Here is a 23,534-nt window from a genome sequence, read left to right as displayed (position 1 = left end):
GCAGTGAAATGATTCAAAAGGTGGGCATTATCGGATCAGGAACGATGGGGTTTGGCATAGCGTTTCAATTCATCATAAATGGTATGCCAGTTGTTTTACAAGATGTGAAAGAGGAATCTTTGGAACTGGCAAAAGAAAAACTACAGACATATTTAACTATTTTCCGAGAAGAAGGCATGCCTTTTAACGATTCAGATGAAATCATTAAAAACCGCTTAACATGCACTGTAGAAATAGAAGACATTGCGGATTGTGACTTAGTTATTGAATCAGCAACTGAAAATTTGAAGTTAAAACAAAAAATCTTCAAGCAACTGGATGAAATTTGCGCAGTGCATACGATTTTAACTTCCAATACTTCGAGCTTAAGCATGTCGGACATCATACGCGATGTAGAAAAACATAAAGAACGCGTGATGTTAACACATTTTTTCAATCCGGCGCATATTGTTCCGTTAGTCGAACTTCTAAAAGGTCCGGATACGAAGCAAAAGACGTACGATGAAGTAAATTCGTTTATGAAAAAAATGGGGAAAGTGACGATTGAAGTCCGCCGGGAAGTACCGGGCCTTGTTGCGAACCGCATTCAAACTGCGTTAGCGCGTGAAGCGTTGTCTTTGCTCGAAGACGGTGTAGTTTCGGAGGAGGATTTAGAAAGTGCGATTTTTGCAGGGCCGGGATTCCGTTTTGCATCAAGCGGTGTGTTGAAGATTATGGATTTTGGTGGATTGGATGTATGGGACATTGTAATGGGGCAATTACAACCGAAAATAGAATCGGATGTGCGGACGTTCCCTACTATTAAGGACAAAATCGATCAGGGAAATCTGGGCGTCAAATCATCGAAAGGATTCTTTGAATATCCAGGAATGGGGCTGGACGAATACGTCATAGAGCGTGATCGTTCGTTAATCCAGCAGCTCCAAACGTTTAATAAAAGAGAGAAGGCGATCGATCATGCGTAATATTTTAGTGACAGGTGCCGGTGGCGGTTTAGGAGCTGCGATGGTGAAGAAGTTTGTTGAAGAAGGGGATTATGTGTATGCGGCAGATTTGAAATTGGAAGCCGCGCAGGCAGTGGCTGATTTATATCCCGAAAAAACTGAAGCGGTTGAGCTCAATGTTGCGATCTCAACTTCAGTTCAGCGAGTCATCGATAAAATTTGTAAAGACAAAGAGCTGCATGTTCTCGTCAATAATGCGGGCTTGCAATACCGTGCGAAAATAGAGGATTTCCCAGAAGAACAATGGGACTTGCTGCAGAATGTGATGCTGAAAGGACCATTCTTGCTGACTAAATATGTGTTCCCATATATGAAAAAACAACAGCACGGACGCATTGTTAATATTTCATCGGTCCACGGTGAAATGGCATCACCTGAAAAAGCGGCCTATGTCGCAGCGAAGCACGGCGTCATCGGTTTGACTCGCGTTGCGGCTTTGGAAGGGGCCATGCACGGAATTACTGTTAATGCAGTGTTGCCGGGTGCTGTGAAAACACCATTAATTGTAAAACAATTACAAGAGCTTGAAGAAAGTAAAGGCATGTCAGAATTGGACGCACTGAACGAAATCGTCTATCCGAAACAAGCGATGCAGCGTTTTATCACAGCCGAAGAAATTGCGGACAGTGTGTATTTTATATCATCTAAACACGCAACAGCGATAACAGGTGAAACATTAAGCGTTTCAGGCGGCATGTAAATAGAAGGAGGAATTGTTTATGTCAGTTTATATCGTCAACGGCAGCAGAACCGCATTCGGAAGTTTCGGCGGTGCGTTTGTCAATACAACAGATATTGATCTTGGCGTTGCAGTCGTGAAGGAAGCATTGAAGCGTTCAGGAGTAGAAGCAGAACAAATAGATGAAATCGTCCTCGGCAATATTATTCAAACGACGAAATCTTCGGCGTATTTAGCCCGCCATATCGGCTTGAAAAGCGGGATGTCCGAAGAAAGTACTGCACTTATGGTGAATCGGCTGTGCGGCTCAGGATTGCAGTCAATTATTACAGCAGCTCAAGAAATCGAACTTGGAAACGCGGAGGCGACAGTGGCCGGTGGCACAGAAAATATGAGCCAAGCCCCTCAAGTACTGCGTGGCACACGTTTCGGTTCTCCTGCTAAAGCGCCGGTTGTGGAAGATATGCTGTGGGCGACGTTGTACGATGAAGTGGCAGGCTGCGGAATGGGCATGACGGCGGAAAATATTGCAGAAAAATACAAGATTTCACGTGAAAGACAAGATGAATTTGCCCGCATTTCACATGAACGTGCAGCAGAAGCGCGACGTTCAGGTCGTTTTGCAGAAGAAATTGTGCCAGTAGCGGTGAAAACACGCAAAGGTACGGTGGAAGTTTCGCAGGACGAACATATCCGCGAAGAGACTTCGCTGGAAACTTTGGCGAAGTTAGGACCGGCGTTTAAGGAAGATGGATCTGTCACAGCAGGAAATGCAAGTGGTATTAACGACGGTGCCGCGGCTGTTGTGCTCGTGTCAGAAGACTTTTTAAAAGAGCACCAGTTACGGCCGCTAGCCAAAATTGCTGCCTACGCAACAGCTGGCGTAGACCCGGCATTGATGGGAATGGGTCCGGCTCCGGCAATTCGCAAAGTATTAAAAAAAGCCAATTTGACATTAGATGATATCGATTTGTTTGAACTAAACGAAGCTTTCGCCGCACAGTCATTAGGTGTCATAGAAGAACTCGGACTTGTTCAGGAAAAAGTCAATGTGAACGGAGGCGCGATAGCGCTTGGACATCCAGTTGGTGCGAGCGGTACGCGCGTTACGTATTCACTTGCGCTAGAAATGCAGAAACACGGTGTGAAATACGGGATTGCGAGCCTATGCATTGGCGGCGGACAAGGGATTGCTGTGTTATTGGAGAATGCAGCGATTCAATAAATGGATTGCAGGAAAAGACCTGCAGAGGAGGAGAATGAATGACCCCTACTATGAAAGAGATCGAGAAGAAGACAGTCAGGAAAACGATGATGCGCATTCTTCCTTTTATCTTGCTGTTGTATATAATTGCTTATTTAGACAGAGTGAATTTAGGTTATGCCGCCTTACAAATGAATGCTGAACTAGCATTGACTGCAGAAGTTTTCGGTCTGCTTTCAGGCATTTTCTTTATTGGATACTTCTTTTTTGAAGTGCCGAGCAATATGATTATGAATAAAGTAGGGGCGCAGATGTGGATTGCCCGGATTATGATCACATGGGGAATTGTTGTCATTCTGACGGGGTTTGTTCAAGGGACGACTCACTTGTATATGGCGCGTTTTCTATTGGGCGTCGCAGAAGCAGGATTTTTCCCCGGCATTATTTTATATTTGACGTATTGGTTCAGAGCGCGGGAACGGGGAAAAGCAACCGCTGTCCTTTTATTGGCATTGCCGATTGGTGGACTGATCGGCGCTCCAGTGTCGACATGGATTCTCGATAATATCAGTTGGTATGGTATGTTGGGTTGGAGATGGATGTTTATTTTAGAAGGTTTGCCTGCTATTATTCTAGGAATTGTTGTTGTGTTTTATCTAACAAATAAGCCCTCAAATGCCAAATGGCTGACAGATGAAGAAAAAGAGTGGCTGGAAGGAGAACTGAACGCAGAACGTTTGCAAAGCGCTCAAGTGAACAAAGTTTCTAAGATAGATATGCTGAAAGATTCAAAGGTCTGGAAACTGTCACTCCTCTATTTTACTGGTTATACCGCAGTTTACGGGCTATCATTCTGGCTGCCGACTATCATTAAATCTTTATCAGCCGCTGGCACGACCAATATGGAAATCGGCTGGCTAGCGATGATTCCGGCGTTCGTCGGAATACCTGTGATTCTATTTGTCGGCTGGAATGCGGATAGAACCAATTCGTATAAAACACACTTACTAGTATGTTTCATCATTGGGATTTTTGGGTTCATCGGCTGCGGTTTATCTGAAAGCGTTTCAACGGTCGTCCTCATGCTGGCGATTACTTCCGCTGGACTATATGGATTTACAGGGTGTTTCTTTGCATATATGACATTCTTTTTCAGCGAATCCACTGCACCGGTAGGCATTGCAATTGTAAATTCGTTCGCTGCATTAGGCGGATTTGTAGGACCTATGATTCTCGGCATGTTAGATCTTACGTCAGGAATGTTTGTGCTCTCTGCACTTTTGGCAATCGGTATTATTACGTTGATGACATTGAAATTAGTGTCAAAGAAAGAGGGAATAACGATTTCGGGAGTTCAGGCAGAAACAAGAGGGGTTCCGGAAGCTTGAATAAGAATTTTGCTTTCTTTCTATTAAATGTGGGCAAGAAATGAGCACTGGAATATTAAGACATATAGGAAGAACAAAACTTTCAGATCATCAAGAGGAGACGAATAAAAGCAGGTGGCTGAATCCTTTCGACAAAGGTTTCAGCTTTTTTAGTGTGCCGAGCAGTTGTCAAAAGTACCTGGTCTTCTTTCAATTATTTTTACTCGTCTTTCTGATTTAAAGTAATAAAATAGTAGACACAACTACATATTACGGATGGACGGTTGGCACTCCCTGAAGAAAAGGGGCAGGCACATTGCTCTCGATAACTGAAAAAAGAAGACAGGGGCCTATCCCCCGTCTCCTCATGTTAAAGCAACAACCTTTTTTTCCTTCTTTGCCTCATCAATCTTTTCATCCGCTATATTAAGCTCATGTACGCGCCGAATTTTGAAGTTTTTAAACATCAGCGATCCTATATAACCCCAGAGGGCACCAACACCTGCGCATAGAAGCGCGATGAGAGTTACTTTTACCGGGTCGTTAAATCCATACATAACCGCAAATCCTGCAATTGGCGTTGCTGTGCCTGTTGCGTTATTAATCAGTCCTGATAATGCGATGATGATACCAGCTGACGCGCCGCCTAGGAAGTTTGTCACATAGACCGGAATCGGATTGGCAGAAATAATGTCTACTTGTGATAACGGTTCAATCGCAACAGAGATGGTCGTTTTTCGATCACCGAATTTCATGCGATGGAAAAAGACATAGTTCATAAAGGAAGAGCCGAACACCGCTAGTGCACCGATTGCCATTGGAACACCTGTCAATCCGAGCATCGCGGTTAAAGCCATAGAACTTAGCGGTGCTGTAGCGACAACCGTAATGACGCCACCTAAAATAATTCCCATTATAATCGGGTTTGCATCTGTCGATTGTGTAATAATGCCGCCAATATTAAGCAAGGTGGCATCGACTATCGGATCAGCCCATACCCCAAGTAGCCGAACGAGCGGCGCGGCAAGGATGATGGTCACAATCAAATCGAGGCCATCAGGTACTTTAGTTTCAATTTTTTTCACTACAAAAGACATGAGATATCCCGCGATAAATCCTGGCAAGAGCCCAAGACCTGCACTTGAAGCTCCCATCATTAAAGCATATACAGGAGAAACGCCCATGGCCAGTGCTACAAGGGAAGCAGCTGCGACACCGCCCATACTACCCGCCGCGTCACCAACTTCGCCTAGAAATGCAATATTTAATAAGTCACCGCCGACATAGCGCTGAAATGCCTCAACCAAAAATGTAGCAATCGCCGCACTTGCCAATGCCCCCATCGCTTTCATCCCTCTAGGAGCTTTATAACTGAAAAGTGTAAAACAAGCTAAAACAATTAGTAAAAGCACGGTGCCTTTAATAATCTCCATGATGTAATCGCCTCTTTAACTAATTTGTATACATTCTTATTTGACAGAAAGATTAGATTATTTCTTTCTGGAATTTTATATTTATTTAAGTAACGAATAAATCATAACGCCAATTACGTATGTTTTCAATAGGTTTTTAGTGGACGTGAGGTCTTTCGTCATAGAAATGAGGGGGAGGTCTCCAAATTATAATTTTACTGTTTGCAGAGAAAATAGCATAAGAAGCTCATTTTTAGAGCCAACCTATCAGGTAATGATTTAGGTACATGAATTAACTTGAGTCCAGGTTCTCAAACGACTTCAAGACAGTTCTGAATTACACTTAGTTTGAGATAGGATCTGATACCCTTCACTATGTACCTCGTGAATGTACATACTTATTAAAGGAGTTTCTTTTAGTATAAACAATCACTATACGCATTTTATTTCTCTTGCACGTCAATATAAGCATTTAATGACGAAGGGTTGCTCGTATGAGCCAGAAAAAAGCATTCTATGTATTTAGATTTAAAAAGGAAAGGGTTGATATGTCGCATAACGTTTCGTAGAACCAAAATCTGTCCATACGTTTGAAGAATTTATTCGAATGGAAGTTGGGATGAAAGAAAACGTTGAAGATCATGACGAACTTTACATTTGCACTATACAAGAAGGTGAGAAAGATTGCGAAGCGGCGCGTAAAAAGCGCGCAGTTGATAGGGCGCAAGCTCGGTCCATGTAAGAACAAAACCCGAGCAGAAACTATAAAGTGGAAGCTGCTTTCATACTGCAAAGAAGGGCAGAGAGATAGCTCCTCACTCTTAAGTAAGAGGTAACAGGTCATCGCGTGAATTAATTGTAATACTAAATTATTCTTATTTTGTGTGCAGAACTGATAATTTCCTAAGACCTGAAATTAAGAAATTCATTCGTTTGTTAAAAGTATTGTGTAAGAATCTCATTATACTTATAAATTCATACATTCTCCTTGTATCAGAACTAAAATTTAAACTCTTGTTTTATTATCGAGCTTAAGTATAATTAAATGATAGAATAGAGTTCCTTAATAAGGAACTTGAAGGGGTGCTAAATTATGAAAGAGGTAGGATCTGTTCAATCAGTTGATCGAGCATTATTGATTTTAGAAAAACTTAAATACACTCCAAAAGGATTAGGCGTTACTGAATTATCATCTGAATTAAGAGTGTCTAAAAGTACAGCGCATCGGTTATTAATGTCATTATACAAGCAAGGGTTTGTACGACAAGATCCCGAAACACAAAAGTATATGCTTGGTTTTAAATTGGTTGAGTTCGGACAAACAGTTTCTGACAATATCGATATACGACATATTGCTTCTAGTTATCTTCGTCAATTGGCGGAGAATACGGGTGAAACAGCCCATTTGGTTATTAAAGAACAGGCAGAAATCGTTTATATTGATAAAATTGAAAGCTCCGCAACGATTCGGATGTTTTCTAATATTGGTAAACGTGCACCGATGCATTGTACAGGTGTCGGGAAAGCGATCCTTGCGTTTTTACCACAACAAGAGATTTTAAGAATCGTTGAGGAAGAAGTATTAGAAAGATTCACTCCGAATACGATTGTAGATAAAGAAAATCTTTTAATACACTTAGACTTGATCCGAAAAAAAGGGTACTCGATAGATGACGAAGAACATGAATTGGGCATCAAATGCGCGGCTGCTCCAATTCTGAATTACAAGGGAGAAGTAATTGCTGGAATTAGTGTTGCAGGTCCAATCATGCGGGTGAGTGAGGAAAAGTTGGATGATATGGCGACGGAAGTGCTTAAAACAGCAAAAGCAATTTCTTTGCATTTAAACGGAGAAATTTAGAAAAATATAAATTTTGAATTGACTTTTTTTTTAGTTTGGTCGTATACTTTGTATAAGGTGATTTAGTGAAACGTCGTTCCTTTTAAAGGAACGACAAAAAAATAATCAACTTATGAAACGATGTTCCTTAATAAGGAACTAGGAGGAGTTAATATGTCGAAGATTGAGAAAAGATTGGCCGAGTTAGGAATTGAACTGCCTGAAGCACCAAAACCAGCGGCTGTTTATGTGCCTGCTAAAAAGTTTGGTGATAAATTCTTGTATATATCAGGTCAGGATTGTCGAAAAGATGGAGTTCTTATTTATGAAGGAAAAGTAGGTTCAGACTTAACAATTGAACAAGGTTATGAGGCTTCAAGACAAGCAATGATCAACACGTTAGCAGTGGTAAAAAGTGTGATAGGAGATTTGGATAAGATCAAAGATTTTGTCAAACTTCTTGGCTTTGTTAACTCCGCAGAGGGGTTCGTTGAGCAACCTTATGTCATTAATGGTGCATCTGAACTTTTAGAAGAAATCTTCGGGGAAAGAGGGAGACATGCTAGATCTGCTTTATCTGCAAACGAGTTACCATTTAATACCCCGGTAGAAATTGAAACAATTTTAGAACTAGAGGAATAGGAGTTTCATTATGAATGTATTCACGTTTGGCGAAACAATGGTTTCCTTTAGTACAGAAAATAATCAATCAATCATTCAGCATGATGAAGTATTTGCTTCTGTTGCCGGAGCTGAATCAAATGTCTCAATTGCTTTAGCTCGATTGGGAAACAAAGTTAAATGGTTTAGTAGAGTAGGGCAGGATCCCTTTGGCAGAAAAATCTTGTATGAATTAAATGCTCATGGTATAGACACAAGTGACGTTATTATTGATACCGAGCACTCTACGGGAATGATGTTTAAGCAAAAAAAAGAACTATTAGATACTGAAGTAACTTATTACCGTGAAAAATCTGCAGCTTCCCGAATGTCTGTAGAAGACATATGTGTCGATTGGGTAAAGGAGGCTAAATTAATTCATATAACAGGCATAACTCCATCACTAAGCAAGAGTTGCAGCGAATTGGTATTTAAAGTTATTGATTTGGCTAAGGAATATGGGGCCTTAATTAGTTTTGATCCCAATATTCGACTGAAACTTTGGGGCATTGACCAAGCGAGAGAAGTTTTAATTCCTATCGCTAAGCAATGTGATATTTTTCTTCCGGGTAAAAATGAAATGAAGATTCTGTCCAAATTAGAAAAGCGACAAGATATAGAGCGTTGTTTAAGCGATTGGGGTATCCCTCTTACAATCATGAAGGATGGAGAAAATGGTGCCTGGATCTTTGAAAATGGCACATCCGTTTTTGTACCTTCGTTCGAAGTAAAGCATGTTGTTGATGAGATTGGAGCAGGCGATGCATTTGCAGCTGGTTTTCTTCATGGCTACTTGCAAAAGGAAAGTCATGAGGACTCTGTAAGGATGGGTCATGCATGTGCAGCATTTGTTGTAAGTTCTAAGGGAGACACAGATGGGTTGCCTACAAAACAAGAACTCACTCGTTTTCTAGAAGGTGCTCACGGAACTATACGATGAAAAATTTAACTGAAAATTGGAAGGGATGATACTGTGTTATCGACGATTAGTGAATACAAAATTGTTCCAATCTTAAGAGGAATGAATGTAGAGGATGCACTCTTCCTTACCGAATGCTTACATCAATCGAATTTTAACGTGTTGGAAGTATCTTTAAACCAAGCGGATAGTTACACGGTACTTGAAAGGCTTTGTCAAGAGTTTGGAAACCAAATGACAATTGGTGCTGGAACAGTGCTATCAAGCCAAATGGCATATGACGCTAGAGACTTAGGTGCAAGTTTCTTTTTAAGCCCAAATATTTCTAAGCAAGTAGCAAACACAGCAAAGGAATTAGATATACCGTATATTCCTGGTGCACTAACACCTACTGAAATACAGTATGCTAGTGAATTGGGAATTGATGTAATTAAGATCTTTCCAATTCGGCAATTAGGATCTTCTTACATTAAAGATGTGTTAGCTTCCTTAAATAAGGTCAAGTTGTTAGCGGTTGGCGGGGTAGGATCGGATAATCTAAAAGAATTCCTAGATGCTGGTGCTGCTGGGGTTGGAATAGGTAGCAGCTTACTTGAAGAGGAATGGATTACGAATAGAGACCGAAGAGCAGTATTAGAACAGCTAAATATCTATAAAAAAGTATTACAAGAAAAGGAGGGCAAGTAAATGGATTTTGTAAGCGTTTTAATACTTGGCTCAATTGTTTTCTTTGCACTATTACTAAGTATTGGCCCTTATTTTGAGTTGAAAGGAAAAATACTCTTTGAAAGAGAAAAAAGTCCTGTCACGAAAGGCCGTATTGGAATGGGGCTAATGGTTTTAAGTATGGTGATCTTTGTGATTGCTCTCGTACTAAGAACGCAATTTTCATCTCATACCGTGACTCCATACGTTATGGGAGGATATTTATTGTGGATTATTGGTGGGGTTATAGCAGTTATACGAAATGAGATGTTGGCATTTATGGTGCCTGACGAGGAAATAGAGAGAGCTGGAAGGAGATGATTAGATGAACCATATAGCTGCTTTAGATATTGTTATTATTATTTTGTATGTTATTTTGACCCTTTTCATTGGATGGTGGGTATCTAGGGGGGTTGACAGCTTTGAAGATTTCTCAGTTGCAGGCAGAACCTTTGGTCCTTTTATGTTAGCGGCTACATTTGGCGCTACCAATTTTTCAACCTGGAGTTTAGTAGGAAAACCTGGATTGGTATATAATGCTGGAGTTTCTGTTAGTTGGATTGCGCTTAATGCGATGGCATGTGTTTTGGCGGCAGTAGTGTTTGTACCTATCTATAGAAAATTGAGATATAATACAATGTCGGAAATATTTGAAGATCGGTATGATGGCAGAGTAAGAGGGTTAATTAGTGTAATTTGGATTTTAGCAGATACTTTAAATAGATATGGAGTTACAGTATATGCTGCTGCTGTAATAACAGGTTTAGTCTTCGGTATTGAAATCCACTGGATGATTTTATTAATTGCTATCATTGTAGTAATTTATACATATTTGGGTGGACTTCGCTCGGTAGTAATTACGGACTCGATTCAGTTTTTATTTATGTTTGCTGGATTGTTTATTGGCGGGGCTTATATTTTCTCACAACTTGGTGGATGGAGTGGCGTCGTTAATTCGGTTCCGGATAATTTAATTGAATGGGTACCTTCTTCCGAAAGTGCAAATGGATGGCCGTGGATCATAGCGATTACTCTTTTAGGTTTTCCTTATTTTATTACCAGTCAATTTGTCATGCAACGTGGACTTGCTGCTAAGTCTGTAAATGTGGCAAAGTGGGGGTTAATCTTAGCGGCAATAGTTTCGATTCCAATAGCAATTTTAGAAATTCTGCCTGGACTGGCTGCACATAGCATTCTTCCTGATCAGTTAGTAGCCAGCCTTGATCCAGATATGGTTGGCCCACAGGTATATATTGAATTATTGCCTGTTGGAATGCTTGGAATATTTTTTGCCGCACTTTTGTCCGCTGGTATTTCAACAGCTGACTCTGCTTTATGCGCTTCTTCGTCTCTTTTTACTGAAGACTTTTATCGAAAGTGGAAGCCAAATAAAAATGCAGCACATTATTTGAAAACTTCCAGAATAGCTACAATAATTCTCGCAGTGATTGGTACAATTTGGGCGATGATAGTACCACTATTGGGTGGCGCCGTAGATGCAATTTTAAATGTAATTGCCGTAACTGATATGCCGATTTTTGTAATTGTATGTCTAGCTATCTTTTGGAAAAGAATGAAAGCAACAGCTGCGGTTATCTCCATCCTTGTCGGCGCGCTTAGCGGGCTTTTAGTATCAGTAATGGGTGTGGGTGGAATACAAGGCTTAGCTGCAACAACTGCAACAAGTACGCTAATGACACTTATAACAGGCATAATCTTAAGCTTGCTAATAAAAACGACAAATAAACATGAAGAAAAAATAGAAGAGTTCTTTAAAAAGATGAAAATGAAAGAAATTAAAGAATAATAATTTGACGGAGTGGTCTTCTTGATTAATATTGGGATTATAGGCATAGGAGATTTCGGAATAGAGCATGTGCGTACCATTCAATCTTTAAAGGGGGTTGAATTATTTGGTATATGTGATCGTAATATAGAAAGACTAAGAAAAGTGAAAGAAGAATTTTGCATACCTGATGAAAAAACATATACGAGCTCAACAGAACTATTACAAAGCGAAAAATTAGATGCTGTAGTTATCGCAACTGATGAGGTCAGTCATGAACCACTAGTAAATGAAGCTGTTTCAAACGGAAAACATGTATTAATTGAAAAACCTATTACAACTGATGTTTTAACCGCTGAAAGATTATTAGAGTTGAGCAAGAAAAGCAATCTAGTTATCATCCCGGGTCATATGCTGCGTTTTGACCCGGGATATGCCACTATAAAAGACGGTTTAGAAAATCTAACTTCAAGAATTTTATCGTTACGTTTTAAAAGAAATGTTCCCTTTCAACGTTTTTCTTTGCACTCTCGTACACATCCAGTTTTTATGGCACTCTCACATGACATTGACCAATTAATTTGGAATACAAAAGTATCTCCTAAGCGAATTTATGCAATGGAGAAAAAGATTGTAGAAGACATAAATATGCCTGGAATTTTCTTTGGATTAATTGAGATGGAAGATGGATCTATTTGTTCTTTGGAAACTCAGTGGTGCTTACCAAATGAATATGGTCAATACTTAGATGTTGAATTTGAAGTAATGTACGAGGGCGGCCATTTAAGTTATCGGTTTCCCGGAGACACTTTATCTATGATGACTAAGGGAAGATTATCAAGACCAGATATTCAATTGAGTACAGCTATTCATGGGGAGTTTTATGGAGCATTACGGAATGAATTAGAACACTTTATTAGTTTGATTCAAAATCCTCAGCTGAAACCAATTACAACCATGGAGGAAGCAGTTTTAGGGGTCAAAATTTGTGACGCTTTAATTAAATCAGCTAAGGAACAAAGAGAAATTATCTGGGAAAATCTATAGCTATACAGGGGTTGTGACCATGAAGTTAACAGATAATGTTTATTTAGTAGGTAGCGGTGAAATCGGTTTAACCAATCAATATGATTGTCATGTGTACTTGATCGATGGGGGTAGTGATGCTGTTTTAATTGATGCAGGGGTTGGAATCGAGTCAGAGAAAATTAAAAAAAACGTAGAGAAGTATGTACCATGGAATAAAGTCACACGGGTGATATGTACACACTCCCACGCCGATCATAGTGGCGGAAGTAAATTCTTTCAAAGTGAAGGGAAAGAAGTTTGGCTGTCGAAAGAAGAATACAATTGGATGACAACATGCAACGAAGAAGTAGAAGAAGCTCTAAGGCTCGCTATTAGTTCTGGGGGCTATCCAGAAGGTTATGAATTCAGCTATTTTGAACCCGACTATTTAATGAGTGAAGATGATATTATAAAATGTGGCGATGTAGAACTTATTCCAATTCATGTACGTGGTCATAGCCCTGGTATGTATTGTTTTTATATGAAAACAAAAGAAAAAAATACTTTGTTTGCAAGTGATTTTGTTTTCAACAATGGTGATTTAGGTTTGTTAAATGCCCCAGGGTCTGATTTGGCCTGTTACCGAAAAGATATTGGAAAGCTGAGTGGGTTGGAAGTGAACGCATTGTTCTCTGGACATCGTTTATTTTTACTCGAGAATGGTCAGGCACACATTCAAAAAGCGATAGATCAGTTAAGTAAAGTCTTTATGCCTACTACATTTTAAATAAGTTAGGATGATTGGGTAATGAATTGGGAAAAAGAGGCATTTCGTTTATTAAAATTGCTCGTCGAGATACCAAGTATTAATCCAGGTGAATCCACTAATTTTAGTGAAAACTACGGTGAAAAGGAAGTAGGCGTGAAATTTGCTTCTTATCTTCAAGAATACTTGCCGGAATTTACAACGTGGAAAGAAGAGGTATTACCTGATCGGTTTAATTATTATGCTTCTTATATAGGTGGCAATGAATTTCCAACCATTTTATTAGAAACACATTTAGATACGGTAGATATACAAGGCATGTCAGTTGAACCATTTGAGTTAACCAGTAGTGGTGATAAATGGTATGGAAGAGGCGCATGCGATGCTAAGGGACAGCTTACAGCCATGGTCATTGGCCTGCGTAAAGCTTTAGCTGAGAATAATGGAGTTTTGCCTCTAAATGTACTTTTAGTTGCTGTAGTAGACGAAGAGCATAGACATCGTGGTGTAGACTTCTTGATGGAAAAATCTGTTGAAGCTGACTTAGCAATAGTTGGAGAGCCAACATCACTGCAGTTTGGAACTTATCATAAAGGAAGCGTGCGCTTTGTGTTAGAGGTTAATGGGAAGAGTGCTCATTCTTCTACACCGTGGGAAGGTGATAATGCGATTGAGAAAATGACGGATATTATTACCATAATTAAGGAACATGTAAAACCAAGTGTTGAAAATAATTGTCATCCACTATGTGGAAAGAGTTCATTAAGTATTACCTTAATTTCCGGAGGAGAGCAGGTAAATATCATTCCTAGTAATTGTTCGATACATATTGATCGTCGACTAAATCCCCAGGAAAATTGGCAGGATGCAATAGAAGATATTAAAGAAAGAGTCCAAAAAGCTATAAGCCCTAATCTCTGGGAAGATATCATTTGGAATGAGCCGTATCTTATCGATCCTCCGTTAGAAAATAATTTAAATACAAAGGAATTATTAGCTTTAACCGAGGTTCTAAAAAAACTAAATCCGAACATTGAATATAGTGGCTTACAGTTCGGGTGCGATGCAAGCAAAATTCAACCTAAGGGGATCCCTACAGTGGTGTTTGGTCCAGGAAGTATTCAGGAAGCTCATACAGAAGACGAGTGGATAGCAGCCGAACAAATGGTACAGGCTATTAACATGTACTCATTTATCTTTACAGAGATTCATAAATCAGGTCATTGGAGTAGTAATAGTGATGAATAATCTTATTTATGGAAAGTAGTTGAGTGTAAATGAATAAACAAGAAATTGAAAAGTTTAGAAAAGAGATTCCACTTCTAAGCGAAAAAATTTATTTAGATAATGCAGCCATGGGGGCATTGCATAATACAGTCGTAAATCGCATTCAAAACTTCCACATAGAGAGACAGATAAAAGGTTCCAATTTCCCAGCCTGGTGGGGTGTAGTTGAAGAAACTCGTAAGTTTATTGCAAATTGGATTAATGCGAAGCCTGAAGAAATTACCTACTTATGGAATACCACTGCTGGAATCAATGTAGCTTCACAAGGTTTAGAACTCACAGATGGGGATGAGGTAATAATTCCCGATAAAGAATTCCCCGCGAACATATATCCTTGGTTGGCATTAAAAGAAAAAGGAGTCAAAACAAAGATTGTGCCTTTTGAGAATAATGAATTGACCGCGGAACATATAATCGCTATGGTAACAGAAAGAACAAAAGTCATCAGTGTTAGTTGGGTTAGTGCAACTAATGGTAATAAAATTGATATTCAGACGCTAGGGAGATACTGTAAAGAGAATAATATCTTTTTTGTAGTTGACGCAATTCAGGGATTTGCTATGACTGAGTTAGATCTAGCGAAATGTTATGTTGATCTTTTGGTAAGCGGATTTTACAAATGGGCAATGGGTCCTGATGGAGTTTCATTTGTCTATATTAATGAAAAATCAATGGATAAATTAAAGATGCCTTGGATAGGGTGGGCAAGTATGGAAAATCCCTTTGAATATGAGAGGGTAGAATACCTCCTAAGCAAAAGTGCAAGACGGTACGAGACTGGTAATATGAATTTTTCTGCTATTTCAGGTGTGAATGAAACATTAAGTTTACTACAACCTATGCAAAAGGAAATTTATCATAGGGTAGCCAGATTAACTCAGCGATTAAGAAAAGGAATCGATGCTATTCCAAGTCTAACCTTGTTATCTCCAACTTCTAATGAATCTGGAATTACATTATTCTCAGGAAGAGGAATAGAAACCTTTGAAAGAAATAATTTTAAAGTTAACTTTAGATCGGGGATACGGGTTTCGCCTCATTTTTATAATACAGAAGAGGAAATTGATAGATTTCTGAATCATTTGTAAATTTGTGTGCCAGGTCTACAAAAAATTCGGATTTGTATATATCCTAGTGAACAGGTAACTATACTGAAAAGTTGTCTGTTCGCTGTTTAATAAACAACAGTTATTGAAGGATCCTAAGTTTTATAATAGCTTCAAAGCGATTCTGAATTGTTCTGAATTTGTGTTTGGACCTGTTACTTTCCTATTTCACTGTATTAATGCTCCAAGCTTAGTTTCCTTCCCGAAAATTATCCCTATAAATTTTGAAACTTACTTTACAATCTCCGTCTATACACTGCAGCTACTGTTAAGGCTGTCTAGAGATAATCAAATGAAGAAGAAAATATCACGGCGCTTGGCGCTATTATTAATGTGCGGGTGAGCGGGTCTATGATGCCGGATCATTAAGAACTATTTGCGGACTATCCAGGATGGTTTTGCGATTAAAAACCTATATAACTAATGCTTCTGTGCTGAAGGCGTTCACCTTGTATAAGCTGCGGCTTTTAAAACGAAGTGGATGGCTTTAGGATCAGAAGCATTTATTTGTTTCATAGATGATAGAGAGAATTTGCAATGATACAAGCAAGGGTAGGTAATGTTAGAGTCAAGGATACCTATTTGACAAACATCCATGAGTGTTTAAATAAACGCAAAAATTTCATGTACATGAACACTTCAATGAGTGAGTGCCTATAGCACAATATCTTCTACATAAATTTCCGGGGGCTATTGAATCATTTTTAAATAATACTCTTTCTTTAATGAGTCTGAAATGACTCATTAATGATGTTGTTTTGAGTGTGCAATGGTAGAAGTGTTTAATTTATCGGTTCATTATGAGTATTACGTCAAATTCAAGGTACCTGTGTGGCAAACATTCATGATTGTTTGATTAAACGCAAAAGTTTTATCGAACGTAATAGTTTCATGCACAGGTACCTTACACATGTTTTTTAACGTTTTCCCACTGTGATATTTCCATTTTTCGAAGAAAGATTGATAGGGATTTCACCTTTTCCAAATACAGCATGTGATTTTTTTTCATTGAAAATCGTGCTATTCCCATTAGCGGCTTCTGCAATGATTGTCGCATTTGTAGGCGTGTTTGCCGTTTGAATATCGATGCGTCCATTGTCTGTAATCAATTCAGTTGGGTCATCGAGTGAATCTGTCTTTACCTCAATTCGCCCGTTATTCGCTTGTACAGTAAGTTTCCCTTTTACGTCTTCCAGCTTCGTCTTTCCGTTATCCGAGCGAACTGAAATCGAATCGGCTGACGTGTCTTTAAGCGCAATCAGACCATTATTTGATTGTACCTTGAGTGTAGTATTTGTTAAACTTGTCGCTTTTACTTTTCCGTTATCTGATTCCAACGTCATATAATCTGCGTTTACGTCTCTCACGTCAACGGTTCCATTATCGCTTTGAATTCGTAGCGAGTCATAATCCTTGTGAGGTATGTGTACTTTCAGGATAGTTGGCTTTAACCCGAAATTGACTGAGATCAGCTTCTGTTTCTTCTTTTTAAGTACAATGACCAAACTAGAATCCTTTACCATAGCGGATACATCGTTCTTTATATCGTGTCCCGAAGCTTCGATAAAAGCCTTTGATCCGTCTGTTGGAACTAGTTCAACTTGACCGTCATCGGCGTTGATATCGATGCTTGTAAAGTTATCATCTTGAATAGTGAATTCCTGGGTAACCGCCTTTGGCTTTTGGATAAGCTGATAGGTGATGAGACTCCCTACGATACCAACTAGCAGAAGAAGAGAAGCAATTATCGATAGTCCTTTAATGTTCAACATGCGTTAAGCCCCCTTTGACGAGTTTCCCATTAAATTTCATATAGCGTATAAACCCATTCATAAAGTACTTCGTGGCGTATAACATTCCGATTGAGATAAAGAGACCGAGTCCGCACAAGGCGAGTGAGTTAAATAAGTCGAACAACTCAAATGTACCAGGAGCTAGAATGGGGTTTAGCAAAATAAGAAGAGGTGCCGCAGTGAATCCAATGCCTGTGACCCAACCAGACACAATCAAGGCGACCAATGCGATAAATGGTCCAAGTACAATAATCAGGTTAAAGAAACCTAAACCAATAACTGCCCATATAGCTCGCAATAGATTTCCCGTGCTGCCGGTTGTTTCTGCTTTTTCAAGGTGGTACGCAGCAGATAACTCTTTTCCTATTGTTTTTGGAGAACCAAGGGAGGTTGCAATTTGCTCTTCAGATTTTCCGTCTAACTGCCCAATTGCAAAGTATTCTTCGTAGTCCTGCAAAATTTCTTGTCGTTCTTCGTGTGGGAGTTTTGTTAAATTATTCTTTAGATGAGTAAAAAATTTTTTCTTATTCATTTTACTACTCCTTTCTTTTCGTTTGCTAACCGACTATGGTCATATGATTGAAATCCGTTCATTCTCCAGTTTTCAGTCATTCCTGTACACCCTCCTTGATTAATGCATTCACTCCATCCGTGAAAGTCCGCCACTCGGCCAATTGTTCATGAAGATACGCACGACCTGCATCTGTCAATTTGTAATATTTGCGAGGAGGGCCTTCTGACGATTCTTGTAAATACGTCGTAAAATAGCCTTCCTTCGTTAAACGACGGAGCAGGGGGTAAACCGATCCTTCCGAAATGGAAATTTGATCCGAAATCTTCTGCACAAGCTCATAACCATAGCGATCCTGCTTATCAAGTAAGACAAGCACACATAAATTTAGGACACCTTTTTTGAATTGTACATTCATTCCAATTAATCTCCTTCCGCTAGTGATCAATGAATAGTACTGTCTTTTGCTAAGTACTTGGTAACAGTAATATATCATATGGTATTGTTCATAGCAAGGTACCGATTAAGAAAGTATATGAATGTCTGTTAACATAAATTCTGAACTAATCAAAAAGGGAGTTATCTTTTTCTGTAAGTATCATTTATCCATAAAAACATGTTTGGTTTTCGCAGATCTTTTGTTGTGTCAAAAAAGTTTTCACAACATGAAACTATTACTGAAAAACTCCGTCTATACGATACTTACATAGTAAAAGTAGGAGGGATCCCAATGAATAAAAACAAGCTATTCCATCTTATATTAGCCGCAACAGTTGCTGTTCCTACCATCTTGGTACCGATACAGGCAGAAGCAGAAGTGGTTAGTCCGTTTAAGGATGTATCCAAAAACAGTCCGTATCTTGAGATCATTCATGAAATGCGCGATCAGCAAATTATCAGTGGTTATGCTAATGGGGAATTCAGGCCGAGTGAGGTTATCTCCCGAAAACATGCGGCTGCGCTCGTTAACCGTACAGTGAACTTGCCTGTCGTCGAAAAGTTTGTTCCATTTAAGGATGTATCTACAAAGAATACTTTTTTTTATGATATAAAAAAATTGCAGCAAGCAGGGATTTTTGAACCGGACGCAAAAGGCAATTTTTATCCGAATCAACCAATCACCCGTGCAGAGATGGCGAAGGTGTTGACCGCGGCGTTTGATCTAAAAGTGAAAGTGGATTTGGATTTCGTGGATGTGCCGAGAACCCATCCTGCGAGCAAGTATATTAAGGCGCTTTATTCGAATGGCATCACAACAGGTGATTTCGGAACGTTCAGTCCTGACCGACCGGTTACCAGAGTACATTATGCCGTATTTCTGCATCGTCTGCTGCATATGAACGATCCTGTTGATCCGAATGAACCGGCGCAGAAAATCCGCGGACAGTTTGCGAGGATTACTGAGCAGGAACTGAGAGAGCCCAATTTAATGGCTTTAACGATGCTTGGTATGCTTGAGCAGAAAATTACACACGACCCATCCGATTATCTGATTACAGAACCTACGAAAGATGGGTGGGCGACAGTTCAGATGTACATGGCAGGCCATTCACTTGGACAAATGGCGAAAGAAAATATTCTTTATCTCAAGCGTTTTGTAAAGAATGGCTCTGAGCTGGAAGCGATTTTGGACGGATGGCTGCAAGGGGATTTTTCAAAAATCAAAGAAGAATTTTTTACATTAAAAGCGATAGGAGATCCGGATTTCTTTAATTGCGCTGTATGTGAGCAAAAATTTGCCATGAATATCCGGACAAAACGTGCAGAAGAAGACTTTGTGCGTGCCCTCTATGGTGAGGAAGGATTACAGAGGCACCGGACGCAATGGGAATAAAATAAGAATGAGCAGGGAACCGCATGCAGCCGGTTCTCTTTTTGGCTGGAGTTATCTGCGCATAAAACTCCCTGCAACGCTTCTTCAGGTAAGGATGAAGTGCAAAAACACTCATGTTCGTTTGAATAAACTTTACAACTGTTGGGGTGAAGCAAGGATTGATCAAACGACAGATTGCTTTTTCTGCAAACCTGCTAAAAATAAAGTCTGTACGTCATGCACTTCAACTTCAACTTCAACTTCAACTCGGATCTGATATTGAATTATGTCTCACACATTAACATGGTTTATTCAGATTTCAAGCTGATTAGAATGAGAACAATTCCGGAAAACAGGCAAACCATCCGGGTCAATGAAATTTTCTCCGTCAGGCCGAATAAGGCGATTCCCGTTGTGATGATCAGTACGGTAGGACCGACGAGCGCCAGTAACGTGTTGATGTAAAAGGCTTTCTCTAAATCATTGAACTTGTACATAAAAAAGGCAGCCGTAATATCTATGCTTCCTGAGAAAATCCGTAGCAAAATAATCATAAGGAGAGATGTTTCGATCACATTATGAACCCCTTCCGTATTAGATAAAACTTACCTAAGTGTATGTGGGCACATTGCTCTTTATCATCATAATCTCACAGTGACATTGGGTTTGAATTTAAAATTTGGACATCTTCATGAGCATGTTCAAAAGCTGGTACGGTCAATGATTTTGAAGCGGAAGTTCAGGCTGGAAATTTGTCTAATTCAGTGGAAATGAAACAGGTTCGTTTACATCAAGGGATAGACTTTGAATTGGAGATGGGGGACCAGTTACTTTATCCAAGTTACAAGGAAGGTGTAATAGGTACATTAGAAAAAAAACATACTATTTGCTATTTTATCACATACATGTTATTCTTAAGAAGAATTATTTTTGTTCTTCTTTCAACCGAGAATATATTTTGTTTTTCGTCTAAGACATTTGAGCAAGGATAGTAACATATTGTGTGGATATCCGCACTAGGAGGCAACAACAATGGAACAAGGTAACGTTAAGTGGTTTAATGCAGAAAAAGGTTTTGGATTTATCGAGCGTGAAGCAGGAGAGGACGTATTCGTACATTTCTCAGCTATCCAAAGCGAAGGTTTCAAATCTTTAGACGAAGGTCAAAGTGTAACATTTGAAATTGAACAAGGACAACGTGGCTTACAAGCTACAAACGTTCAAAAAGCTTAATAATAGCTTTAAAAAGGCCCTACATGTAGGGTCTTTTTTTTATGTCCTTAAATTTGTTTTTATAAGTAGTTAACTATGTCACTTCGGCCGTTAGCCTTCGGGAAAAGCCTTCATAATTGTTTGGGGAAAAGTGAATTTATAAACAAACAGAGTTGTTTCATGCCTAGGCATGCATTTCAAATGTCATCCGTTCTGTTGTTATACCAAAACCTTACTTAAAAATGCTTTTGTCCGTTCATTTTGCGGATTGTTAAATAATTGTAAGGGTTCATTTTCTTCTACAATTAACCCCTCGTCAATATAGATTACACGATCTGCAACTTCCTTGGCGAACCCCATTTCGTGAGTAACGACGACCATCGTCATTCCTTCTTTCGCTAATTGCTTCATGACTTGCAATACTTCTCCAACCATTTCTGGGTCGAGTGCTGAAGTTGGTTCGTCAAATAGCATAATCTTTGGATTCATTGCTAGCGACCGGGCGATGGCGACTCGTTGTTTTTGTCCGCCCGAAAGGGAAGCGGGATAGACCTTTTCTTTCTCACTCAATCCGACTTTTCCAAGTAGTTCACGTGCCTGTTGCTCTGCTTCAATTTTGGGAACTCCTCTTGCTTTCATTGGACCGAGAATGATGTTTTCAATTACTGACTTATGGGGAAATAGGTTGAAATGCTGGAACACCATTCCGACTTCTTGCCGCACTTTATTAATATTTGTTTTTTTACTAGTAATATCTACATTTTGAATGAGCACATGGCCAGATGTAATATCCTCTAAACGATTTAAACATCTTAGAAAGGTACTCTTTCCTGAACCCGAAGCCCCAATGATACACACTACCTCTTTTTCAGCGATGTCGATCGAAATATCTTTAAGCACATGATTCTCTCCAAAACTCTTCATTAATTTTCTTACTTGAATCATCGTCATGAAAGTTTAAATCTCCTTTCCAAAAAGCTCGAAAGTAAGGACAATAAATAAATAATGATAAAGTATAGAACGCCGACAACAATCCAGATTTCAAACGCCTTGAAGGTAGCCGCAATTTGCACTTGTCCGCGTTGAGTTAAATCGGCAATCCCTATAACGGACAATAAAGATGTATCTTTCAAACTAATGATGGCCTGATTGGTGAAAGTAGGTAACATTCTTCTGAAAGCTTGTGGTAAAATGACGAATTTCATGCTTTGTATGTTGGTTAATCCAAGGGATCGTGCCGCTTCGTCTTGTCCGCGATCAATGGACTGGATGCCGGCTCTCATGATTTCGGCATAATAAGCGCCCGCATTGATGGCAATTGTTAATATACCTGCATTCATTCGATCTAAGGAAATGAATTCTAACGTGTTTAATCCAAAATAAATAAAAAATAGTTGCACTAAGATTGGCGTTCCTCTTATCGCATCTACAAAGAATTTAGCAATCCAACGTAGTATGAAAAACGGAGATAATCTCAGCAATGCAACAATTAAACCGAGAAAAAATCCAATTATAATAGCAATGACAAATACCTTGAGTGTCACTTGAAGCCCATCAAATAAATACGGAAGTGATTTCATTATAACTTCCACTCACATTTGCCTCCTTTGAAAAAAATTAAGTGCGAAACATATCGCACTTAATTTTCATGAGAATTAATCTAAATATTCATTTAAAATCTCATCATACTTACCGTTCTCTTTTAAGTTTGTTAATCCCTTATCAATCATTTCCAATAACTCATCGTTTTTGCCTTTTAAGACGGAGATGCCATAGTTGTCTCCAGTTAAGCGGTCACCTACAATTTTAAATTTCAGATCACTCACTGCAATCGCATAACTAATTACAGGATAATCCTCCATTAAAGCATCAACTGTTCCATTCGTCACTTCCTGGAACATTGACGTGCTATCATTCACTTGGACAATTTCATAGTTATATTTGTCTTTATTCTCTTCAGCAAACTTTGCGCTGACTGTGCCATTTTTTATAACTACTTTTTTTCCGGCTAAATCTTCGAGACTATTGATTTCTGTATTATTATCAGCGATTACAAGAGAAATTCCGGCCTCGAAATAAGGATCGGAAAAATCGACTGTTTCTTTACGTTCATCCGTGATACTCATCCCGCCCATACCAATGTCCAATTCACCGGCTTGCATCGATGGTATTATTCCTGAAAAGTCCATTTGCTCGATTTTGATTTTGAAACCCTGATCTTCTGCAATGGCATTAATCAAGTCAATGTCAATACCGACTAATTCTCCATCTGCTTCAAATTCAAAGGGAGGGTATGTGTTATCAACACCTACAACATACGTTTTGTCTTCTACATTTTCTTTTTCCGAAGAAGTTTTATCGTCACTTCCTCCACATGCTACTAATAAAATTGAGATGATCGATAAAACCATTATTAAAATGAACTTCTTCATTCTCTCAGCTCCCCTAAACATATATTTTGT

Annotated in this window: 24 protein-coding genes; 16 read left to right on the top strand and 8 right to left on the bottom strand. The window is 39.2% G+C overall.

The genetic code is table 11. The features are described from left to right. Window positions 1–8: 8 nt before the first annotated feature. The 4 genes from MKX97_RS13035 to MKX97_RS13020 are packed head-to-tail and all read left to right on the top strand — an operon-like array spanning window position 9 to window position 4,275. Complete coding sequence (locus MKX97_RS13035; RefSeq protein ID WP_078817981.1) at window positions 9–965, top strand: 3-hydroxyacyl-CoA dehydrogenase family protein; 957 nt, start codon at window positions 9–11, stop codon at window positions 963–965. Next, window positions 958–1,704, top strand: coding sequence for a 3-hydroxybutyrate dehydrogenase (locus MKX97_RS13030; RefSeq protein ID WP_342536148.1), 747 nt, complete (start codon window positions 958–960; stop codon window positions 1,702–1,704). Before MKX97_RS13035 ends, MKX97_RS13030 begins: the two co-directional genes overlap by 8 nt. Window positions 1,705–1,723: 19 nt before the next feature. Next, a complete protein-coding gene (locus MKX97_RS13025) occupies window positions 1,724–2,908 on the top strand; it encodes an acetyl-CoA C-acetyltransferase (RefSeq protein ID WP_078817983.1) in 1,185 nt (394 codons plus the stop codon). Between the two features lie 38 nt (window positions 2,909–2,946). Continuing rightward, window positions 2,947–4,275 (top strand): MFS transporter, encoded by a 1,329-nt coding sequence (locus tag MKX97_RS13020; protein WP_342536147.1) that lies wholly within the window; start codon window positions 2,947–2,949, stop codon window positions 4,273–4,275. Window positions 4,276–4,619: 344 nt separating this feature from the next. Here MKX97_RS13020 and MKX97_RS13015 read toward each other — a convergent pair whose 3' ends face one another. Next, window positions 4,620–5,687, bottom strand: a complete 1,068-nt coding sequence (locus MKX97_RS13015) for a PTS sugar transporter subunit IIC (RefSeq protein ID WP_342536146.1) — start codon at window positions 5,685–5,687, stop codon at window positions 4,620–4,622. A 1,072-nt stretch (window positions 5,688–6,759) separates the two neighbouring features. Between MKX97_RS13015 and MKX97_RS13010 the strand changes: the two genes are divergently transcribed. The 10 genes from MKX97_RS13010 (at window position 6,760) to MKX97_RS12965 (ending at window position 15,725) form a co-directional block, all read left to right on the top strand. Continuing rightward, a complete protein-coding gene (locus MKX97_RS13010; protein WP_342536145.1) occupies window positions 6,760–7,527 on the top strand; it encodes an IclR family transcriptional regulator in 768 nt (255 codons plus the stop codon). Window positions 7,528–7,680: 153 nt separating this feature from the next. After that, window positions 7,681–8,148: a RidA family protein gene (locus MKX97_RS13005; protein WP_340759899.1), complete on the top strand. Its 468-nt coding sequence runs from the start codon at window positions 7,681–7,683 to the stop codon at window positions 8,146–8,148. A gap of 10 nt (window positions 8,149–8,158) precedes the next feature. After that, window positions 8,159–9,106 carry a sugar kinase gene (locus tag MKX97_RS13000; protein WP_342536144.1) on the top strand — a complete coding sequence of 316 codons (948 nt, stop codon included), beginning with the start codon at window positions 8,159–8,161 and terminating at the stop codon, window positions 9,104–9,106. A gap of 33 nt (window positions 9,107–9,139) precedes the next feature. Then, window positions 9,140–9,772: a bifunctional 4-hydroxy-2-oxoglutarate aldolase/2-dehydro-3-deoxy-phosphogluconate aldolase gene (locus MKX97_RS12995; protein WP_342536143.1), complete on the top strand. Its 633-nt coding sequence runs from the start codon at window positions 9,140–9,142 to the stop codon at window positions 9,770–9,772. Further along, window positions 9,773–10,111, top strand: coding sequence for a hypothetical protein (locus MKX97_RS12990; RefSeq protein WP_342536142.1), 339 nt, complete (start codon window positions 9,773–9,775; stop codon window positions 10,109–10,111). A 4-nt stretch (window positions 10,112–10,115) separates the two neighbouring features. Further along, window positions 10,116–11,597, top strand: coding sequence for a sodium:solute symporter family protein (locus MKX97_RS12985; protein WP_342536141.1), 1,482 nt, complete (start codon window positions 10,116–10,118; stop codon window positions 11,595–11,597). A gap of 21 nt (window positions 11,598–11,618) precedes the next feature. After that, window positions 11,619–12,623, top strand: a complete 1,005-nt coding sequence (locus MKX97_RS12980; protein ID WP_340759888.1) for a Gfo/Idh/MocA family oxidoreductase — start codon at window positions 11,619–11,621, stop codon at window positions 12,621–12,623. Between the two features lie 19 nt (window positions 12,624–12,642). Further along, window positions 12,643–13,371 (top strand): MBL fold metallo-hydrolase, encoded by a 729-nt coding sequence (locus tag MKX97_RS12975; RefSeq protein WP_340759886.1) that lies wholly within the window; start codon window positions 12,643–12,645, stop codon window positions 13,369–13,371. A 21-nt stretch (window positions 13,372–13,392) separates the two neighbouring features. Next, a complete protein-coding gene (locus MKX97_RS12970) occupies window positions 13,393–14,598 on the top strand; it encodes a M20/M25/M40 family metallo-hydrolase (protein ID WP_340759884.1) in 1,206 nt (401 codons plus the stop codon). Between the two features lie 29 nt (window positions 14,599–14,627). After that, complete coding sequence (locus MKX97_RS12965; protein WP_342536140.1) at window positions 14,628–15,725, top strand: aminotransferase class V-fold PLP-dependent enzyme; 1,098 nt, start codon at window positions 14,628–14,630, stop codon at window positions 15,723–15,725. Window positions 15,726–16,660: 935 nt separating this feature from the next. Here MKX97_RS12965 and MKX97_RS12960 read toward each other — a convergent pair. The 3 genes from MKX97_RS12960 to MKX97_RS12950 form a co-directional block, all read right to left on the bottom strand. Continuing rightward, window positions 16,661–17,515, bottom strand: coding sequence for a DUF4097 family beta strand repeat-containing protein (locus tag MKX97_RS12960; RefSeq protein WP_221835775.1), 855 nt, complete (start codon window positions 17,513–17,515; stop codon window positions 16,661–16,663). Beyond that, window positions 17,502–18,068 (bottom strand): DUF1700 domain-containing protein, encoded by a 567-nt coding sequence (locus MKX97_RS12955; RefSeq protein ID WP_340759879.1) that lies wholly within the window; start codon window positions 18,066–18,068, stop codon window positions 17,502–17,504. Before MKX97_RS12955 ends, MKX97_RS12960 begins: the two co-directional genes overlap by 14 nt. Before the next feature lie 76 nt (window positions 18,069–18,144). Next, window positions 18,145–18,465 (bottom strand): PadR family transcriptional regulator, encoded by a 321-nt coding sequence (locus MKX97_RS12950; protein ID WP_078817990.1) that lies wholly within the window; start codon window positions 18,463–18,465, stop codon window positions 18,145–18,147. Window positions 18,466–18,777: 312 nt separating this feature from the next. Here MKX97_RS12950 and MKX97_RS12945 point away from each other — a divergent pair, with 312 nt between their 5' ends. Further along, on the top strand, window positions 18,778–19,881 hold the full coding sequence (locus tag MKX97_RS12945; RefSeq protein WP_342536139.1) for an S-layer homology domain-containing protein: 1,104 nt from the start codon (window positions 18,778–18,780) through the stop codon (window positions 19,879–19,881). Window positions 19,882–20,168: 287 nt separating this feature from the next. On the opposite strand, the gene MKX97_RS12940 is transcribed toward MKX97_RS12945, so the two are convergent. Next, entirely contained in the window at window positions 20,169–20,414 is a 246-nt protein-coding gene (locus MKX97_RS12940; protein ID WP_078818075.1) for a YqhV family protein, read from the bottom strand. A gap of 478 nt (window positions 20,415–20,892) precedes the next feature. Here MKX97_RS12940 and MKX97_RS12935 point away from each other — a divergent pair, with 478 nt between their 5' ends. Then, window positions 20,893–21,093, top strand: a complete 201-nt coding sequence (locus MKX97_RS12935) for a cold-shock protein (RefSeq protein ID WP_078817992.1) — start codon at window positions 20,893–20,895, stop codon at window positions 21,091–21,093. Window positions 21,094–21,291: 198 nt separating this feature from the next. Here the strand turns inward: MKX97_RS12935 and MKX97_RS12930 are convergent, their stop codons facing one another. From MKX97_RS12930 to MKX97_RS12920, 3 genes are all read right to left on the bottom strand, one after another. Continuing rightward, on the bottom strand, window positions 21,292–22,023 hold the full coding sequence (locus MKX97_RS12930; RefSeq protein ID WP_342536138.1) for an amino acid ABC transporter ATP-binding protein: 732 nt from the start codon (window positions 22,021–22,023) through the stop codon (window positions 21,292–21,294). Further along, the gene (locus MKX97_RS12925; RefSeq protein ID WP_342536137.1) at window positions 22,020–22,664 is read right to left on the bottom strand and encodes an amino acid ABC transporter permease; all 645 of its coding nucleotides are present in this window, start codon (window positions 22,662–22,664) and stop codon (window positions 22,020–22,022) included. Before MKX97_RS12925 ends, MKX97_RS12930 begins: the two co-directional genes overlap by 4 nt. Before the next feature lie 63 nt (window positions 22,665–22,727). Further along, window positions 22,728–23,504 carry a transporter substrate-binding domain-containing protein gene (locus MKX97_RS12920; protein ID WP_342536136.1) on the bottom strand — a complete coding sequence of 259 codons (777 nt, stop codon included), beginning with the start codon at window positions 23,502–23,504 and terminating at the stop codon, window positions 22,728–22,730. Between the last annotated feature and the right edge of the window lie 30 nt (window positions 23,505–23,534).

Origin of the sequence: Sporosarcina sp. FSL K6-3508, assembly GCF_038615825.1 — a bacterium.
Lineage (GTDB): Bacteria > Bacillota > Bacilli > Bacillales_A > Planococcaceae > Sporosarcina > Sporosarcina newyorkensis.
This window is presented reverse-complemented; position numbering and strand designations above follow the sequence as displayed.

Coding starts and splice junctions, on each gene's coding strand:
- MKX97_RS13030 (WP_342536148.1), top strand. CDS start 958: ATGCGTAATATTTTAGTGACAGGTGCCGGTGGCGGTTTAGGAGCTGCG.
- MKX97_RS13005 (WP_340759899.1), top strand. CDS start 7,681: ATGTCGAAGATTGAGAAAAGATTGGCCGAGTTAGGAATTGAACTGCCT.
- MKX97_RS13010 (WP_342536145.1), top strand. CDS start 6,760: ATGAAAGAGGTAGGATCTGTTCAATCAGTTGATCGAGCATTATTGATT.
- MKX97_RS13025 (WP_078817983.1), top strand. CDS start 1,724: ATGTCAGTTTATATCGTCAACGGCAGCAGAACCGCATTCGGAAGTTTC.
- MKX97_RS12970 (WP_340759884.1), top strand. CDS start 13,393: ATGAATTGGGAAAAAGAGGCATTTCGTTTATTAAAATTGCTCGTCGAG.
- MKX97_RS12935 (WP_078817992.1), top strand. CDS start 20,893: ATGGAACAAGGTAACGTTAAGTGGTTTAATGCAGAAAAAGGTTTTGGA.
- MKX97_RS12985 (WP_342536141.1), top strand. CDS start 10,116: ATGAACCATATAGCTGCTTTAGATATTGTTATTATTATTTTGTATGTT.
- MKX97_RS12990 (WP_342536142.1), top strand. CDS start 9,773: ATGGATTTTGTAAGCGTTTTAATACTTGGCTCAATTGTTTTCTTTGCA.
- MKX97_RS12950 (WP_078817990.1), bottom strand. CDS start 18,465: ATGAATGTACAATTCAAAAAAGGTGTCCTAAATTTATGTGTGCTTGTC.
- MKX97_RS12955 (WP_340759879.1), bottom strand. CDS start 18,068: ATGAATAAGAAAAAATTTTTTACTCATCTAAAGAATAATTTAACAAAA.
- MKX97_RS13015 (WP_342536146.1), bottom strand. CDS start 5,687: ATGGAGATTATTAAAGGCACCGTGCTTTTACTAATTGTTTTAGCTTGT.
- MKX97_RS12930 (WP_342536138.1), bottom strand. CDS start 22,023: ATGACGATGATTCAAGTAAGAAAATTAATGAAGAGTTTTGGAGAGAAT.
- MKX97_RS12920 (WP_342536136.1), bottom strand. CDS start 23,504: ATGAAGAAGTTCATTTTAATAATGGTTTTATCGATCATCTCAATTTTA.
- MKX97_RS13000 (WP_342536144.1), top strand. CDS start 8,159: ATGAATGTATTCACGTTTGGCGAAACAATGGTTTCCTTTAGTACAGAA.
- MKX97_RS12960 (WP_221835775.1), bottom strand. CDS start 17,515: ATGTTGAACATTAAAGGACTATCGATAATTGCTTCTCTTCTTCTGCTA.
- MKX97_RS12940 (WP_078818075.1), bottom strand. CDS start 20,414: ATGATTATTTTGCTACGGATTTTCTCAGGAAGCATAGATATTACGGCT.
- MKX97_RS12945 (WP_342536139.1), top strand. CDS start 18,778: ATGAATAAAAACAAGCTATTCCATCTTATATTAGCCGCAACAGTTGCT.
- MKX97_RS12975 (WP_340759886.1), top strand. CDS start 12,643: ATGAAGTTAACAGATAATGTTTATTTAGTAGGTAGCGGTGAAATCGGT.
- MKX97_RS13035 (WP_078817981.1), top strand. CDS start 9: ATGATTCAAAAGGTGGGCATTATCGGATCAGGAACGATGGGGTTTGGC.
- MKX97_RS12965 (WP_342536140.1), top strand. CDS start 14,628: ATGAATAAACAAGAAATTGAAAAGTTTAGAAAAGAGATTCCACTTCTA.
- MKX97_RS13020 (WP_342536147.1), top strand. CDS start 2,947: ATGACCCCTACTATGAAAGAGATCGAGAAGAAGACAGTCAGGAAAACG.